Annotated in this window: 12 protein-coding genes; 4 read left to right on the top strand and 8 right to left on the bottom strand. The window is 68.2% G+C overall.

Going from position 1 to position 15,400, the window contains the following annotated elements; all coding sequences use genetic code 11:
* Positions 1-20: 20 nt before the first annotated feature.
* The gene (gene paaA, locus FM113_RS09775) at positions 21-998 is read right to left on the bottom strand and encodes a 1,2-phenylacetyl-CoA epoxidase subunit PaaA (RefSeq protein WP_087014128.1); all 978 of its coding nucleotides are present in this window, start codon (positions 996-998) and stop codon (positions 21-23) included.
* Between the two features lie 154 nt (positions 999-1,152).
* On the opposite strand from paaA, the gene paaI reads away from it, so the two are divergent.
* From paaI to FM113_RS09755, 4 genes are all read left to right on the top strand, one after another.
* Positions 1,153-1,644, top strand: coding sequence for a hydroxyphenylacetyl-CoA thioesterase PaaI (paaI, locus tag FM113_RS09770; protein WP_254908952.1), 492 nt, complete (start codon positions 1,153-1,155; stop codon positions 1,642-1,644).
* 69 nt (positions 1,645-1,713) lie between these two features.
* Positions 1,714-3,036 (top strand): phenylacetate--CoA ligase PaaK, encoded by a 1,323-nt coding sequence (paaK, locus tag FM113_RS09765; RefSeq protein WP_087014126.1) that lies wholly within the window; start codon positions 1,714-1,716, stop codon positions 3,034-3,036.
* Between the two features lie 75 nt (positions 3,037-3,111).
* Positions 3,112-3,738, top strand: a complete 627-nt coding sequence (locus FM113_RS09760; RefSeq protein WP_087014124.1) for a TetR/AcrR family transcriptional regulator — start codon at positions 3,112-3,114, stop codon at positions 3,736-3,738.
* A gap of 335 nt (positions 3,739-4,073) precedes the next feature.
* The gene (locus FM113_RS09755) at positions 4,074-6,599 is read left to right on the top strand and encodes a hypothetical protein (RefSeq protein WP_087014121.1); all 2,526 of its coding nucleotides are present in this window, start codon (positions 4,074-4,076) and stop codon (positions 6,597-6,599) included.
* A gap of 80 nt (positions 6,600-6,679) precedes the next feature.
* Here FM113_RS09755 and paaZ read toward each other — a convergent pair whose 3' ends face one another.
* The 7 genes from paaZ to pdhA all read right to left on the bottom strand — a co-directional run bounded on the left by paaZ (position 6,680) and on the right by pdhA (position 15,353).
* Positions 6,680-8,731: a phenylacetic acid degradation bifunctional protein PaaZ gene (paaZ, locus tag FM113_RS09750; protein ID WP_087014118.1), complete on the bottom strand. Its 2,052-nt coding sequence runs from the start codon at positions 8,729-8,731 to the stop codon at positions 6,680-6,682.
* Positions 8,732-8,745: 14 nt separating this feature from the next.
* Complete coding sequence (locus tag FM113_RS09745) at positions 8,746-9,639, bottom strand: 3-hydroxyacyl-CoA dehydrogenase family protein (RefSeq protein WP_087014117.1); 894 nt, start codon at positions 9,637-9,639, stop codon at positions 8,746-8,748.
* On the bottom strand, positions 9,639-10,403 hold the full coding sequence (locus FM113_RS09740) for an enoyl-CoA hydratase/isomerase family protein (protein WP_087014115.1): 765 nt from the start codon (positions 10,401-10,403) through the stop codon (positions 9,639-9,641). Before FM113_RS09740 ends, FM113_RS09745 begins: the two co-directional genes overlap by 1 nt.
* Complete coding sequence (locus FM113_RS09735; protein ID WP_087014113.1) at positions 10,400-11,617, bottom strand: thiolase family protein; 1,218 nt, start codon at positions 11,615-11,617, stop codon at positions 10,400-10,402. Before FM113_RS09735 ends, FM113_RS09740 begins: the two co-directional genes overlap by 4 nt.
* Positions 11,618-11,752: 135 nt before the next feature.
* Positions 11,753-13,171: a dihydrolipoamide acetyltransferase family protein gene (locus FM113_RS09730; protein ID WP_087014112.1), complete on the bottom strand. Its 1,419-nt coding sequence runs from the start codon at positions 13,169-13,171 to the stop codon at positions 11,753-11,755.
* Positions 13,168-14,247: an alpha-ketoacid dehydrogenase subunit beta gene (locus tag FM113_RS09725; protein WP_087014110.1), complete on the bottom strand. Its 1,080-nt coding sequence runs from the start codon at positions 14,245-14,247 to the stop codon at positions 13,168-13,170. The genes FM113_RS09730 and FM113_RS09725 overlap by 4 nt, the downstream gene beginning before the upstream one ends.
* Positions 14,244-15,353: a pyruvate dehydrogenase (acetyl-transferring) E1 component subunit alpha gene (gene pdhA / locus FM113_RS09720; protein ID WP_087014108.1), complete on the bottom strand. Its 1,110-nt coding sequence runs from the start codon at positions 15,351-15,353 to the stop codon at positions 14,244-14,246. The genes FM113_RS09725 and pdhA overlap by 4 nt, the downstream gene beginning before the upstream one ends.
* Positions 15,354-15,400: the final 47 nt, after the last annotated feature.

The raw sequence follows: 15,400 nt of genomic DNA, 5'->3' as shown, positions 1-15,400 counted from the left end.
CCTTGTTCCTGCGGGTAAATTTAGGCGGCGAAGCGGGCGCGTTCGCGCTGCTTGCGTGCGTACTCTGCGGCGGCCTCACGGACCCACGCCCCGTCTTCGTGCGCGGTGCGGCGGTGATCCAGGCGTTCCGTGTTGGCGGGGCCACGGCCGTCCAAGACGGCCATGAACTCGTCCCAGTCGATGGGGCCGGAGATCCACTTCCCGGTCTCCTCATCGAAGCGCAGGTCCTTGTCGGGGCACTCAAGACCCAGGGCCTCGAACTGGGGCACGCACATGCCCACAAAGCGCTGCCGCAGCTCGTCGTTCGAGAAGCGCTTGATCTTCCACTTCATTGACTGGGCCGAGTTGGGGGAAGCGTCGTCGCTCGGGCCAAACATCATCAGTGACGGCCAGTACCAGCGGTTGACCGCGTCCTGTGCCATCTGCTTCTGCTCAGGGGTGCCGTGGGAGAGTTCGTAGAGGATCTCGAACCCCTGGCGCTGGTGGAACGACTCCTCCTTGCAGACGCGCACCATTGCACGGCCGTACGGGCCGTAGGAGGCGCGGCAGAGGGGGACCTGATTGCAGATTGCCGCACCATCGACAAGCCAGCCGATGGCACCCATGTCAGCCCAGGTGGGCGTGTGGTAGTTGAAGATCGAGGAGTAGCGGGCCTTGCCGTCGATGAGCTTCTGGGTCATCTCTTCGCGGGTGACACCGAGGGTCTGCGCGGCGGAGTAGAGGTAGAGGCCGTGGCCGGCTTCGTCTTGCACCTTCGCGATCAGGATCGCCTTGCGCTTCAGACTCGGGGCGCGGGTGATCCAGTTTGCCTCGGGCTGCATGCCGATGATTTCGGAGTGTGCGTGCTGCGAGATCTGACGGATCAGAGACGTGCGGTACTTCTCCGGCATCCAGTCGCGCGGCTCGATCCGCTGGTCAGCCTCAATGATGGCGTCAAAGTGCGCCAGCTCTTCGGCCTCGCTCCGCGTGATGCGCGTGGGTGTCGTTGTGGGTGCCATCTGCTGCCTCCTTGCGTCAGGGCTCTGCCAAAGTGTTCCGCTTCCACAGCCTTTGAAGGGGTGGAAATGAAGTGGTAGGGTTGCGGGTAGTGAATTACTTACCGAACAATCAGTAAGTATAGTCGCAGCCTACCACGATCGCAACGGAGCGCACATGAGTTCACCGATGAACCCGACCACGGCCACCACGGCACTCGCCGAGATCTCTCTCTCGGAGAGTGATATCCCGCTCGACCCGACATGGTCGGCAACAGCCATGCTGCGCACCGACACCGCCAAATCGGCGCTGGGGATCCGGATCACCGAGCTCGAACGCGGCCGTGCCGTTCTCTCCATGCTCATCCGTGATGACATGGCCAACGGCTTCGGGATCACCCACGGCGGGATGGTGTTCACGCTCGCCGACACTGCTTTCGCGTACGCGTGTAATGAGGGGGACACCGCCGTGGTCGCCTCCGGCGCGGACATCACTTTCACGCGCGCCAGTCACGCGGGTGACACGCTCACCGCTACCGCGATCCGGCGCTGGGTTTCGGGCCGCAACGGACTCTACGACATCACCGTCACCGACCAGCACGGCACCGTCATCGCCGAGTTTCGTGGCCGATCGTTCGCAACGAACCGGCCGTTGCCCACCGAAGCCTAATCCTTTCGCCCCGTACTTCAGATACATTCGTCCCGTGTTCACCGCCGCACACCAGATTTGAGGCTCCCCATGTCCCGCACCCAGACACTCCTCTCCGACGTCTCGCTGACCGACGCTCCCGGTCTGCATCCGGAAGAACGGCTCAGCCGCGCCGAGCTCGAGGCACTGCAGCTCGAACGGCTGCAGTGGACCGTCCGTCACGCGTACGAGAACGTGCCGTTTTACCGTCGTCGCTTCGACGAAATGGGCGTGCACCCCGACGACATTCAGCAGCTCTCGGATATCGAAAAGCTTCCATTCACCACAAAAAACGATCTGCGTGAGAACTATCCTTTCGGTCTGTTCGCCGTGCCGATGGAGGACGTGCGTCGTATCCACGCTTCGTCGGGCACCACGGGGCGCCTCACGGTCGTTGGGTACACCGACAAGGACCTGGAGAACTGGGCAGACCTCATTGCCCGCTCCCTGTACGCCTCGGGCGTGCGGCCGGGCTGGAAGGTGCACAACGCTTACGGCTACGGACTGTTCACGGGCGGCCTCGGCGCGCACGCCGGTATCGAGCGCCTGGGCTGCACGGTGATCCCGATGTCGGGTGGCCAGACGGAGAAGCAGGTGCAGCTCATCAACGACTTCCAGCCCGAGGCGATCATGTCAACCCCGAGCTACCTGCTGACAATCGCCGACGCGTTCGAGAAAGCCGGACTGGACCCCCGCAAGTCGAGCCTGAAGGTCGCGATCTGCGGTGCCGAGCCGTGGACCGACTCGATGCGGCGCGAGCTCGAAGAACGCCTCGACATCAAAGCTGTCGACATCTATGGCCTGTCCGAAATGATGGGGCCGGGCGTCGGAAACGAGTGCGTCGAGACGCAGGACGGCCCGCACATCTGGGAGGATCACTTCCTCCCCGAGGTCATCGACCCGGACCTGCGTCAGGTGGCCGACGGCGTCGAGGGGGAGCTTGTGTTCACGACCCTCACGAAAGAAGCGTTCCCCATGATCCGGTACCGGACGCGGGATCTCACCTCGCTGATGCCGGGCACCGCGCGCCCTGCACACCGCCGGATCGCGAAGATCACGGGCCGCAACGACGACATGATCATCCTGCGCGGTGTGAACCTGTTCCCGACACAGATCGAAGAGATCGCGTGCGAGATCCCCGAGCTCACCTCCCACTTCATCCTGGAACTCTCCAAGCGCGGCACGATGGATCACCTCGTGGTGAAGGTTGAGCCGTGCGAGGGGACCGGCGAGCCCGATGCGGAGCGTGCCGGGAAACGCCTGCAGAAGCTCATCAAGGATCGTGCGGGCACCAGCGTTGGTGTCGAAGTCGTGGCGTGCGGTTCGCTGCCGCGCTCCGAAGGAAAGCTGAAGCGACTGTACGACCTGCGGTAGCTTGGACCCGGGCAGGGTGTCCTGCCCGGGCTGACGTTCCGGTTCCCCGCGGGGTCCGGCGGGAAGGAGCGACCGATGGCAACGATCGACGCGGTGCCCGCAACTCGTCGGGGCCGGCCGGGCTACGACCAGAACAGCATGCTCGAAGTGATCGTGCAGTTGTTCATGGATCGCGGCTACGACGCCTCATCGCTCGACATGATCGCAAAGCGGCTGGGCCTGTCGAAGTCTGCGGTGTACCACCATTTCACCTCGAAAGCCGAGATGCTCGAGATCGCCCTTGAACGGGTGCTCGGGGAGCTTGAGCGCGTCTTTGATGACGCCGAGGCGCAGGAAGGCGGTGCGGTACTCCAGATCCGGCGCATCGTGCGCGAAGCCGTGCTCGTGGCTTGTGAGCGACAGCAGTATCTCGTGCTGCTCCTCCGCCTCCACGGCAACTCGGAGGTCGAGCTGCGCGCGCTGGAGCGTCGCCGTGCGCTTACGGCCCGGCTGAGCACGATCTTCGAGCGCGCCAAAGCAGAGGAACACCTGCGTGACGACATCGATCCGCGCCTCGCGGCTCGCCTCACTTTTGGCCTCGTGAATTCGCTTGTCGAGTGGTACCGGCCCGACGGACCGGACGAGCCCGAGGCGCTCGCCGACACGGTGCTGTCGTACGTGCGCTCGGGCCTACGCGTCAACGAGCAGCGCGATTTCCGGTAGGCGGCCGCGCACGCGGGCCCGCGTCCGTGCCCGCGTCCCTGCCCGTGTCCGCGTCCGCGTCCCTGCCCGCGTCCGCGTCCCCGCCGCCCGTCGCGCCCGCCTCCAGGTCGCGCCGCACACGAGGGTTTTTATCCAGCCCGAGCGAACTTCGGCGAAATCTGACTCGGGCCAGATAAAATGCCTCGGTTGGGGTGAGGGGTGGTGCCGGATCGGCACTGAGTGGGGGCGAATCCGGTACCGAGCGGCGTCCCCGGCGGTACGGCTCGGCGTGGGACCGAGTTCGGTACTTCGGAGGCGCCGGTCCCCGTCGTTGAACGGCTGCCTACCCTTCGAATATGAGGACTTTTGGGGAATTCGGGAAGCGGGCCTGGACAATGCTGCTCGGAGCGGCAACCGCAACAGTAGTGCTCGCGGGGAGCGCCGCAGCGGTGGCGGATCCCGGCGAGATCACCGGGCCGACTCCGAATCAGGGGCCGGTCGCGGGCGGGACAGAGGTCACCGTGCCCGCACCGCCGGGCGTGACCTTCACCCAGCTCAGTAGCGGCACGCTGCACACCGTCGCGCTCGGATCTGACGGGCGAGCGTACGCCTGGGGGTACAACAGCGAGGGACAGCTCGGCACGGGAACAACACAGCGTGCCGTGACGCCGGTCCCGGTCGCGGCCCCGGACGGCGTCACCTTCACCCAGATCGACGCGGGCGGAGAATTCACCGTGGCGCTTACCGCGGACGGCACTGTCTACGCCTGGGGTGCGAATGCCCAGGGGGCGATGGGGAACGGCACTACCGAGAACGTGCGGCTCCCCACCCGAGTCGTGCTTCCCGGTGACGTCCGTGCAAGCAGTGTTGACGCGGGTGAGTACAACGTGCTCGCGCTCGGCATCGACGGTGTCGCGTACAGCTGGGGTGCGAACAGCAAGGGCCAGCTCGGCACAGGACTGACAAACTGGGCGCAGACCACGCCGGTCGCCGCTCAGATGCCCGCCGGAGTCACCTTCGATCGCGTGAGCACGGGCAGCTATCACTCGCTGGCGCTCACCGACGCCGGAGACGCGTATGCCTGGGGATATAACTCGAACGGAGAACTGGGCATCGGATCGATCGGCACGGTGCCGCACCCGACCCCGCTCCCGGTTGTCATGCCCGAGGGCATCAGCTTTTCGACTGTCGCGGTGGGCGGCGGGTTTTCGACTGCCGTGGGTACCGACGGCGGGGTCTACAGCTGGGGTGCAAACCGCGATGGTGAGCTCGGGATCGCCAGCGTCGAATCATCGCCGGTACCCGTGAAGGCGCACACGCCGGAAGGCGTGACCTTTCTGAACGCCACCGCGAGCGCCGCCGGGCCGGACGACGCGCGGGGCCGAGGGGTCACGGCGGGCGGCTACCACACCGTCGCCCTCGGATCCGACGGTCACAGCTATGCCTGGGGCAGCAACCGCGAGGGGCAGCTGGGTACGGGCGATCACACCGACAGCTCGGCGCCCGTCCGCGTGATCGAGCCCGCAGGGGTGCAGTTCGCCGAGGTGGGCGCGGGGGTCTTCAGCTCGGTCGCGCTCAGCACGGACGGCCGCGCCTACGCATGGGGCTACAACCCGTTGGGGCAGATCGGAGATCCGGCCGCACCCCAGCCGTTCGTGACCGCTCCGCACCCCGTGGTGATGGCCCCGAGGGTCACCGGGATCAGCTTCGATACACTTCCCGGCACGGAGCTCACCCTGAACGCTGACGGGGACTGGTCCGCGGTTACGCCTCCGCACGCTGCCGGCCCGGTCGATGTTGACGTTGCCTGGACACAATTTGGGATCGAGCGTGAGCCGGTGCGCTACGCCGGTGGATACACCTACCTGGCTCCGACAGTCGCGGTGACCGGTGTGAAGCGTATTGCTGAGGTGACGCACGGGGATCCCGCACTGCCCGTTGCTGACCCGGCGAACTGGGAAGTGGTCGCCACGGCTGATGAAGCGGAGTGGATCTTGAACGGGGACACTGCTGCAGAGCTCCCTGCGGGGGAGAGCTACACGTTGACGGAGCGGCTGAGCGCCGAGGCTGATCCTGCAAGCCAGCCGGGTCGCTACGCACCGCTCGGCGACTTCAGCTGCACCGACACAAACGGGGCGGCCCTGCCGGACACCGTGTTTGACGCGGCGACGGCGACCCTGACGCTGCCTGAATCCGGGCCCGGAGTGGCCGCACCGATCAATTGCACGGTCACGAATCAGGCCGCTCATGTCACTCTCGCGACCCAGCTGGATGGCGCCGCGACCGGTACTCCCGCCGCGGGGTGGGCGCTGACGCTCGAGCCGAAAGACGCTGACGCTGATGCTGAGACGATCCTCACGAACGACGCTCCCGCAGCGGTGATGTCGCCAGAGGCCCATGCCGTGTCGGCGGCGGTTCCCGATGGAATCACGGTGACCGGCATTCAGCGCCTCACCGGAGAAACTGCGGAGTGTGTGGGGCTTGAGCTGGCTCCGGCTGCCGCACCGGATGCCTGCTGGGCACCCCTCAGCCTCGGAACATCCGCGGGAGAGGTGCAGGTTGCGCAGGGAGTCCACACGGTACTACGGATCCTGGCGACGACGGACGAGGACGAGACTGTGGTGACCCCACCGCCGACAAAGCCCCCGACCACGACGAAGCCGCCGACCACGACAAAGCCGCCGACCACGACGAAGCCGCCGACCACGACGGAACCCCCGACCCCGAGCACCGAACAGCCGGATCCGCAGCCGAGAGGGGACGCCGACGAGCTTTCCCGCACAGGCGGCATCAGCACCTGGCAGCTGGGTCTGGCCGGCGTGATGGCGCTTCTCGCCGGTCTCGTGCTGTGGCGACGAGGGAATACGACTGTGCGGGGCTGAACCTACGGGGCAGCGCAGACACACGGGGGCCCGGCACGCATCACGCGTGCCGGGCCCCCGGTAGTGCTGAGCGGAGCGGGCTACGCCGCGGGCTCCGGCGTCTTCGAGACGAGGGTCAGCACGTCGTAGGTCGCGACGATCTCCTCGTTCTGATTCGTGAGCACCGCGTCCCAGTGGACTTCGCCGTACTCGTCGGTCTCGCGGGGCACGATCTGCTTCGCGGTGAGCGCGACGCGCACCCGATCGCCGGGGGAGACCGGCGTGATGAAGCGCAGGCTCTCCAGCCCGTAGTTCGCGAGCACGGGGCCGGGCTCCGGCGATACAAACAGGCCGGCCGCGAAGGAGAGCAGCAGATAGCCGTGTGCCACGCGGCCCGGGAAGAACGGGTTGGCCGCGGCGGCCTCCTCGTCAACGTGGGCGTAGAACGTGTCGCCCGTGAACTCGGCGAAGTGCGAGATGTCTTCGAGCGTGACCTCGCGCGGCTCGGAAATCACCTGATCGCCGATCCGTAGCTCCTGCAACGACTTCCGGAACGGGTGCACGTCGCCGCGGGTGGCCGCGCCCGCGTGCCAGACGCCCGTGATCGCTGTGAGCATCTCGGGGCTGCCCTGGATCGCGGTGCGCTGCATGTAGTGGAACACACTGCGCACACCGCCGAGTTCTTCGCTGCCTCCGGCGCGGCCGGGGCCACCGTGCACGAGGTTCGGGAGGGGGGAGCCGTGGCCGGTCGACGCGCGGGCGCTTGTCCGGTCGAGGGTGAGGACACGACCGTTGCTCGACGCGATGCGGCGGGTCAACTGCGCGACGAACTCCGGATCTGCGGAGGCGACACTCGTGACGAGGGATCCGCCGCCGCGCACAACGAGTGCCGCAGCTTCTGCGGGGGTCTCGTAGGTGATGAGTGAGGACACGGGGCCGAAGGCCTCGGTATCGTGCACACGCTCGGCCTGCGGATCGTCGAAGCGGAGCAGGATCGGGTCGACAAACGCGCTGTCACCGCCGGGCTCCTGACCGTCGCCGAGCAGGATTCGCCCGCCGCCGTCCACGAGGCGCTGCACCTGGCGCAGCACCTCGGTGCGCTGCTCGGCCGAGGCGAGCGAACCCATCGTGGTGCCCTCGGTGCGGGGATCGCCCACAACAACCTTCGTGGCGATCCGCTCGGCCACGGCTTTGGCTACGGCGTCCGCGCTCGCCGCGGGGACAATCGCGCGCCGGATCGCGGTGCACTTCTGGCCCGCCTTGGTGGTCATCTCGGACACGAGCTGGCGCACGTAGCCGTCAAACTCGGGGGTGCCCGCGACAGCGTCGGGGCCGAGCACCGAGGCATTGATCGAATCAGTCTCGGCACTGAAGATCACGCCGCCCGTCTGCACGGCCGGGTGGAGCCGCAGGCTTTCTGCCGTACTTGCGGAGCCGGTGAATGCGACGACATCGCCGAGCTGGGCGTGATCGAAGACCTCACGGATCGAGCCGGAGACGAGCTGCACGGAGCCCTCGGGAAGCAGGCCGGATTCGAGCATGATCCGCACCATGTGCTCGGTCAGGTACGCACCGGGCGTTGCGGGCTTGATGATCGTCGGCATGCCGGCGAGGAAGGTGGGGGCGAGCTTTTCAAGCGCACCCCACACGGGGAAGTTGAAGGCGTTGATCTGCACGGCAACGCCGGGCAGGGTGGTGCGGATGTGGCGGCCGAGGAACGAGCCGTCCTTCGACAGCGGCTCGACGGGGCCGTCGATCTGTACGTGGGCGTTGGGAAGCTCGCGGCGGCCCTTGCCGGAGTAGGTGAAGAGCACGCCGATGCCGCCGTCGATGTCGACCCAGGAATCGGTTTTTGTGGCGCCGGTGCGGGTCGAGAGCTCGTACAGCTCCGCCTTGCGCTCGGTGAGCGCGAGCGCGAGCTGCTTCAGGAGTACGGCTCGCTGGTGGAAGGTGAGCGCTCCGAGGGAGGTCTGGCCGGTGTCGCGGGCGTAGGCCATCGCGCCGGCGAGATCGAGGCCGGCGCTCGACACTCGGGTGACGACCTCGCCCGTTACGGCGTCGCGCACCTCTGCCGCGGGGTGCGCGGCGAGCTCAGCGTCGGAGGGCTGCCACCAGGCACCCTGGACAAAACTCGGAAGGATCGGGTGAGTCATTACGGCTCCGTTCATCAGGCAGTGGGGTTCGGGGTGTCGGGCCAGGCGTAAAAGCCCTGCCCGCTCTTGCGGCCGAGCGTGCCCGCGGCGACCATGTCGCGCAGCAGCTGCGGCGGGGCGAAGGTGTCACCGAGGTCGCGCTGCAGCTGTTCGGCGATGCCGAGGCGCACGTCGAGCCCGACGATGTCGGTGGTGCGGAGCGGGCCGACAGGGTGGCGGTAGCCGAGCTCCATCGCGAGGTCGATGTCGGCGGGGGAGGCGACCCCTTGCTCGACCATGCGGATCGCCTCGAGGGCGAGTGCGACGCCGAGGCGGCTTGACGCGAAGCCCGGCGCGTCGGCGACGGTGATCGGGGTCTTGCCGAGTGCGCGCACCCAGCCGCGCGCGGCCTCGGGCAGCGCTTCGGCGGTGGTCTCGCAGACGACAATCTCGATTAGGGAGGAGGCGGGGACCGGGTTGAAGAAGTGCAGCCCGATGAATCGCTCCGGATGGGCCAGCGCCCCGGCGAGCTGGCCGAGCGGGATTGAGGAGGTATTCGACGCGATCGTGGCCGTTTCGTCGAGCTGTGCCTCGATTGTGCGCAAGGCAGTGTGCTTGAGATCAAGGACCTCGGGCACGGCCTCGATCACAAGCTGTGCGCCCTGGAAGCCCGCGGGATCTTCGGTGACGGTGAGGGCCGCGCGGAGCACCGCGGCGTCGCCCGCGAAGCCGCGGGCGATCGAGGCGTCGATGCTGCGTTCGATCCGCTCACGCGCGGCGTCAGCGGCGGCCGCTTCACGCTCCACCACGGTGACCTGGGCACCGGCCAGCAGGAACGCGTGCGCGATCCCGCCGCCCATGCGCCCGCCGCCGAGTACGCCGACGTGCTCGGGAACGGTGCTGCGTGCGCTCTGATCCGTGTCGCTCATCACTTCTTCTTCCGTTCCAGGAACTCGGTCATGCGGCGCATCTTCTCGGGGCTCTCGAACAGGCTTGCCTGCTCGGCGAGGTCGATCGCGGGGTGCGCCTCGCGGGGTGCGCGGAGCACTCGCTTAGTGGCGCGGGTGGCTTCGGGGTCGAGCTTGCCGATCCGCGCGGCGATCTTCTCCGCGGCGGCGAGGGCCTCCTCGCCGGTGTCGTGCAGGTGGGTGACGAGCCCGGCGGCCAAGGCTTCGGTGCCGTCGAGGATCCGGCCCGCGAGCAGGATCTCGGCTGCGAGTGGCTCGCCAACGAGTTCGCGGAGCCGCCAGCTCGCGCCGGCCGCGGCGAGGATCCCGAGGCCCGTCTCCGGGTTGCCGATCCGCAGGGCAGGGGTCCCCACCCGGATGTCGGCGGCATAGGCGAGCTCCGCCCCGCCCCCAAGTGCGAAGCCGTCGAGCGCGGCGATCACGGGCATCGGGAGCCCGGCCACCCGCATGAACGCGCGGGTGTTGATGCCCGCGCGGGCGTCGGCGGCGCGGCGTTCGCGCAGCTGCGCGATGTCAGCACCCGCCGCAAAGTCGCCACCGGCACCGTGGAGTACGAGGGTGCGCGGGGTGTGTTCCAGCTCAGCGCAGAGTTCGTGCAGGGCGTCAATCAGATCCTGATCGATCGCGTTGCGCTTTTCGGGTCGGTTCAACGTTGCGAGCACATGGCTGCCGCGATCTTCGATCCGGAGTGGGCCGCTTGTCGCCGCGGGGGTCTCTGCGTTCACGCGGTCACCCGCTCGATGATCGTGGCGGTGCCCTGGCCCACACCCACGCACATCGTCGCGAGCCCGTAGCGCGAGTTCTCGCGTTCCATGCGGCCCAGCAGCGTGACAAGCAGTCGGGAACCGGAAGATCCGAGCGGGTGGCCCAGCGCGATCGCGCCGCCGTCCGCATTGACCCGCGCGGGATCGAGGCCGAGTCGGCGCATGCAGGCGAGTGACTGCGAAGCGAAGGCCTCGTTCAATTCAACCGAGCCGATGTCGTCGATTGTGAGGCCGGCGCGCTCGAGTGCCTTCTCAGTCGCGGGGACAGGCCCCAGGCCCATGATCTCGGGCGCGAGCGCAGCGGACACGCTGGTGACGATTCGGGCGCGGGGCACGAGGCCGTAGCGCTCCACAGCCTCACCGCTTGCGACGAGCAGCGCGGAGGCGCCGTCGTTCAGGGACGAAGCATTGCCCGCGGTGACCACGCTGCCGCCGGCCACGACCGGGCGCAGGCCCGCGAGGACCTCGGCGGAGGTCTCGGACCGGGGGCCCTCGTCGGTGTCGACGATCACGGACTGGCGTCCCTTCGGGGCGTTCACCGGCACGATCTCGTCCGTGAAGTGCCCCGCTGCGATCGCGGCGACGGCGCGGCGGTGGCTCTCGACGGCGAATGCGTCGGCGTCTTCGCGGCTGATTCCGTCGACCCGGGCGACCTCTTCCGCGGTCTCGGGCATCGTGAAGGTGGCCTTGTCCCGAGCGGCCAGCAGCGGGTTCGTGAAGCGCCAGCCGATCGAGGTGTCGACCTGCGCGCCGGGCTTGGCCCAGGCACGACCCGGCTTTTCCTGCACCCAGGGCGCGCGCGTCATCGATTCGACGCCGCCCGCGATGATCAGGTCGGCGTCGCCGGCACGGATCGCCTGCGATGCGTTCGCGACCGCGGTCATGCCTGATGCGCAGAGTCGGTTCACGGTGTAGCCGGGGAGTGTGTCGGGCAGGCCCGCGAGCAGCACCGCGAGGCGGGCCACGTTGCGGTTGTCCTCGCCGGCCTGGTTCGCAGCGCCGAAGACGACCTCGTCGATCGCCCCGTTCGCGAGAGCCTCCGGGCTGAGTCCGGAGCGCTCGACCGCGGCGCGCAGCACAATGGCCGCGAGATCGTCGGGGCGGACCCCAGCGAGTGCGCCGCCGTAGCGACCGACCGGGGTGCGGACCCCTCCTACGAGATATGCCTCTGGCATGGGCGTTGACCTCCTCGTCTGCCCCGTCCGTCCGTCACATCGAATTAGTGACTGATCGGTCGGTAATGAATTCAGGATAGAGCGCCGAGGGGCTCCCACGCAAACCCTGCGCGGAAGCCCCTCGGCGGGGTGGCGTTACACGCGAGCGTACGCCGTAAGCGGCCGTTCGAGCATGTCAACAACCGCGCGAAGGAACCCGGCTGCGTAGCCGCCATCGCAGACGCGGTGGTCGAACACGAGCGACAGCTGCGTGATCCGGCGCGCCACGATCTCGCCGTCGACGACCCAGGGCCGCTCGATGATCCGCCCGATCCCCAAGATCGCGACGTTGGGGGTGTTGATGATTGCCGCGGAACCGTCGACGCCAAAGCCGCCGTAGTTGTTGACGGTGAACGTCGAATCGCGCATCAGCTCCGGCGGCGTGCGACCGTCGCGAGCCGTGAGGGCGAGGTCGCGCAGTGCGCCGTCGAGGCCCGCAAGATCGAGATTGTCGGCGCGCGGGATCATGGGCACCATGAGGCCGCGCGCTGTGTCAACTGCGACGCCGAGGTTCACGCCGTCAAACTGCGCGAGCTCCTCACCGTCCCCCACGATGCGTGACGCGAGCAGCGGGAAGCGCTCGAGAGCGAGCAGCACGTAGCGGGCAAACAGCGCCGTCACGGACGGGGCCTTCTCGCCCGGTGTTGCCATCTGCGGGCGCAGCTCCCAGAGCTGCGTCACGTCGACGTCCACCCACACTGTCGCCTCGGGGATCTCGCTGCGGCTCCGGCTGAGCGTGGCGCTGACAGCCTTGCGGAGCGGTGAGAAGCGCTCGCGCTGGATCTCGCGGAGCGGACCGGTGGGCCTGGCCGTGGTGCCGCTCGCCGGACCCGAAACGGAACCCAGCGGTGCCGCCGCCGCTGGCATCGCCTGCGCAGCCTCCACAGCCTCCGCAGCGCGAAGCACGTCGGAGCGGGTGACCGCCCCGTCGCTGCCGGTCGGGGAAACTGTGCGGGGGTCGATCCCGAGCTCGCGGGCGAGACGGCGCACGATGGGCGAGCGCACCGCAACCGGGCGACCTGTGGCGGGTGCTGCCGGTGCCGCTGCTGGCGCCGCTACTGCTGCTGGTGCCGCTGCGGCTGGCGCTGCTGCTGCTCGCGCAGCTGGCGCAGCCGGAACAGCTGCGGCCGATCCGGCGCGGCGTCGGCGACCCTTCGCGGGACCGGCTCCGGTGCCGTAGCCGATGAGCACGTTGCCGGATCCGGCCTGCTCCTCGGCGCGGTAGGCCTCCTTCTCGGCGGCGTGTGCGGCGGGTGCCGGTGCCGCATCCGCGGATCCGTCGCTCACCTCGATGACGGGGGCCCCGGTAAGGATTGTCCCGCCCTCCTCGCCGTGCAGCGCAAGCACGGTTCCCGCGTAGGGCGTGGGGAGATCCACGATGCTCTTTGCGGTCTCGACCTCCGCAATGACCTGGTCGAGGCCGATCTCGTCGCCGACCGCGACGGCCCAACGCACGAGCACGGCCTCGGTGAGGCCCTCGCCCAGGTCGGGCAGGTTGAAGGTCTGCGTGCTCATCGTGCGTCCTCCCAGTGCAGGGTGTCGATCGCGTCCATGACGCGGTCAACGTCGGGCAGGTTCCAATGCTCAAACTTCGGTGAGGGGAACGGGACGTCGAACCCGGCGACCTTCCGCACGGGAGCTTCCAGATACTCGAAGCACTGCTCAAACACGCGCGCCTGGATCTCGGACGCGACGCTCGCGAAACCGGGGGCCTCGGCGATGACAATCGCGCGCCCGGTGCCGCGGACGGCGTCCATGACGGTCTTGTCATCGAAGGGGGTGAGCGTGCGGACGTCCACAACCTGCACGCTGCGGCCCTCGGCCTCGGCAGCTTCTGCGGCGGCGGTTGCGACGGAAAGGGACGGCCCGTAGCTGATGAGCGTGAGATCGGTGCCCTCACGCACAACCTGCGCCTGTCGCAGCTCAGCGACGATCGAGGTGTCGACCGGGCCCTTCGACCAGTAGAGCTTCTTTGGCTCCATGAAGATCACGGGATCCGGCGACGCGATTGCCGCACGCAGGAGCGAGTACGCGTCCTGCGGAGTTGCGGGGGAGACCACGGTGAGGCCCGGAGTGTGGGCGTAGTAAGCCTCAGAAGAATCGCAGTGGTGCTCGACGCCGCCGATGCCGCCACCGTAGGGGATCCGGACCACGATGGGCATGCGGGTGGCACCCTTGGTGCGGTTGCCGAGCTTCGCGACGTGGCTCACGACCTGCTCGAACGCCGGGAAAGCGAACGCGTCGAACTGCATCTCGACGACCGGGATCATCCCGTTCATCGCCATGCCGACCGCGGAGCCCATGATGCCGGACTCGGCGAGCGGGGTGTCGAAGCACCGGTCCTCGCCGAAGCGGGCGGTGAGGCCGTCAGTGATCCGGAAGACGCCGCCAAGAGCCCCCACGTCCTCGCCGAAGATGAGCACGCGGCCGTCTTCTTCGAGCGAGTCTGCCAGCGCACGGTTCAGCGCCGCCGCCATGGTCATTGTCTCAACGGTTGACGGTGCCGCCTGGGAGGTATCGGCCGGGCGCTGCGGAGCCGCGGTATCTGCTGCGGTCGGGGCGTCAGTCTGGGTCAGGGTTGCGGTGCTCATGCGTCGGCCTCCGTACGGTCGATCTCGTCCTGCAGGGTGTGCCACTGGGCATCGAGCGTCGCGGGGCGCTCGGCAAAGACGTGCGCGAAGAGATCTTCGGGGTTGACGACGGGCTCGGCGTGCATTGCCTCACGCAGCTCAGCTGCGGTGCGCTCCGCGGCCTCGGCGAACTCGGCCTCGAGCTCTTCGGTCAGCGTGCCCCGATCGCGCAGCAGGGTGCGGACGCGATCCAGCGGATCGCGCTCGGTCCACGCCTGCACGGCCTCGTGCTCGCGGTAGCGGGTGTCGTCGTCCGCGTTTGTGTGCGCGAGCATCCGGTAGGTGTGCGCTTCGACGAGACTCGGGCCCTCGCCGCGACGGGCGCGATCGACGGCCTCGCCGAGCACCGAGAGGAGCGCGGCAACGTCGTTGCCGTCCACGCGCTGGCCGGGCATGCCGTAGCCGATCGCCTTGTGAGCCAGTGACGGCGCGGCGGTCTGCCGCGAGAGCGGCACCGAGATCGCAAACTCGTTGTTCTGGATGAAGAAGACGACGGCGAGGCCGAAGACGGCGGCGAAGTTCATCGCCTCATGGAAGTCGCCCTCGCTCGTGGCACCGTCGCCGCACATCGCGAGGACGACAGTGTCTTCACCGCGTAGCTTTGCCGCGTGGGCGAAGCCGACGGCGTGCAGCAGCTGGGTGGCAAGTGGGGTTGCCTGCGGGGCCACCCGGCGCTCGTGCGGGTCGTACCCTGAATGCCAGTCGCCGCGCAGCAGCACCATTGTGTCCTCGGCAGCAACGCCGCGGGTGATCACGGAGACTGAGTCCCGGTATGTTGGGAACAGCCAGTCGGTCTCCGCGAGAACGTGGGCCGCGGCGATCTGGCACGCCTCTTGGCCATTCGAGGAGGGGTAGACCGCGAGACGACCCTGACGAACGAGGGCATTGCACTGGTCATTGATCCGGCGGCCCGCAACCAGGGCGGCATAGGCGCGGGTGAGTGCGTCATCGTCGGGGGTCGCGTACGTGGCGTCGGGGGTGTGGTCACCGGTCGGGGTGACGAGCTGCACCGGGACGTCCCGGGGCAGGAGAGCGGTGGCCTCAGCGGACACTCTGGATTGAGACATCGGCTCCTCCTTGAGCTAATGCGCACTCCCTGGTGAACGGAGGCGCA

This window comes from Leucobacter sp. 7(1) (assembly GCF_900163635.1).
Lineage (GTDB): Bacteria > Actinomycetota > Actinomycetes > Actinomycetales > Microbacteriaceae > Leucobacter.
Note: the sequence above shows the minus strand (reverse complement) of the source record. Positions and strands in the feature narration are given on the sequence as shown.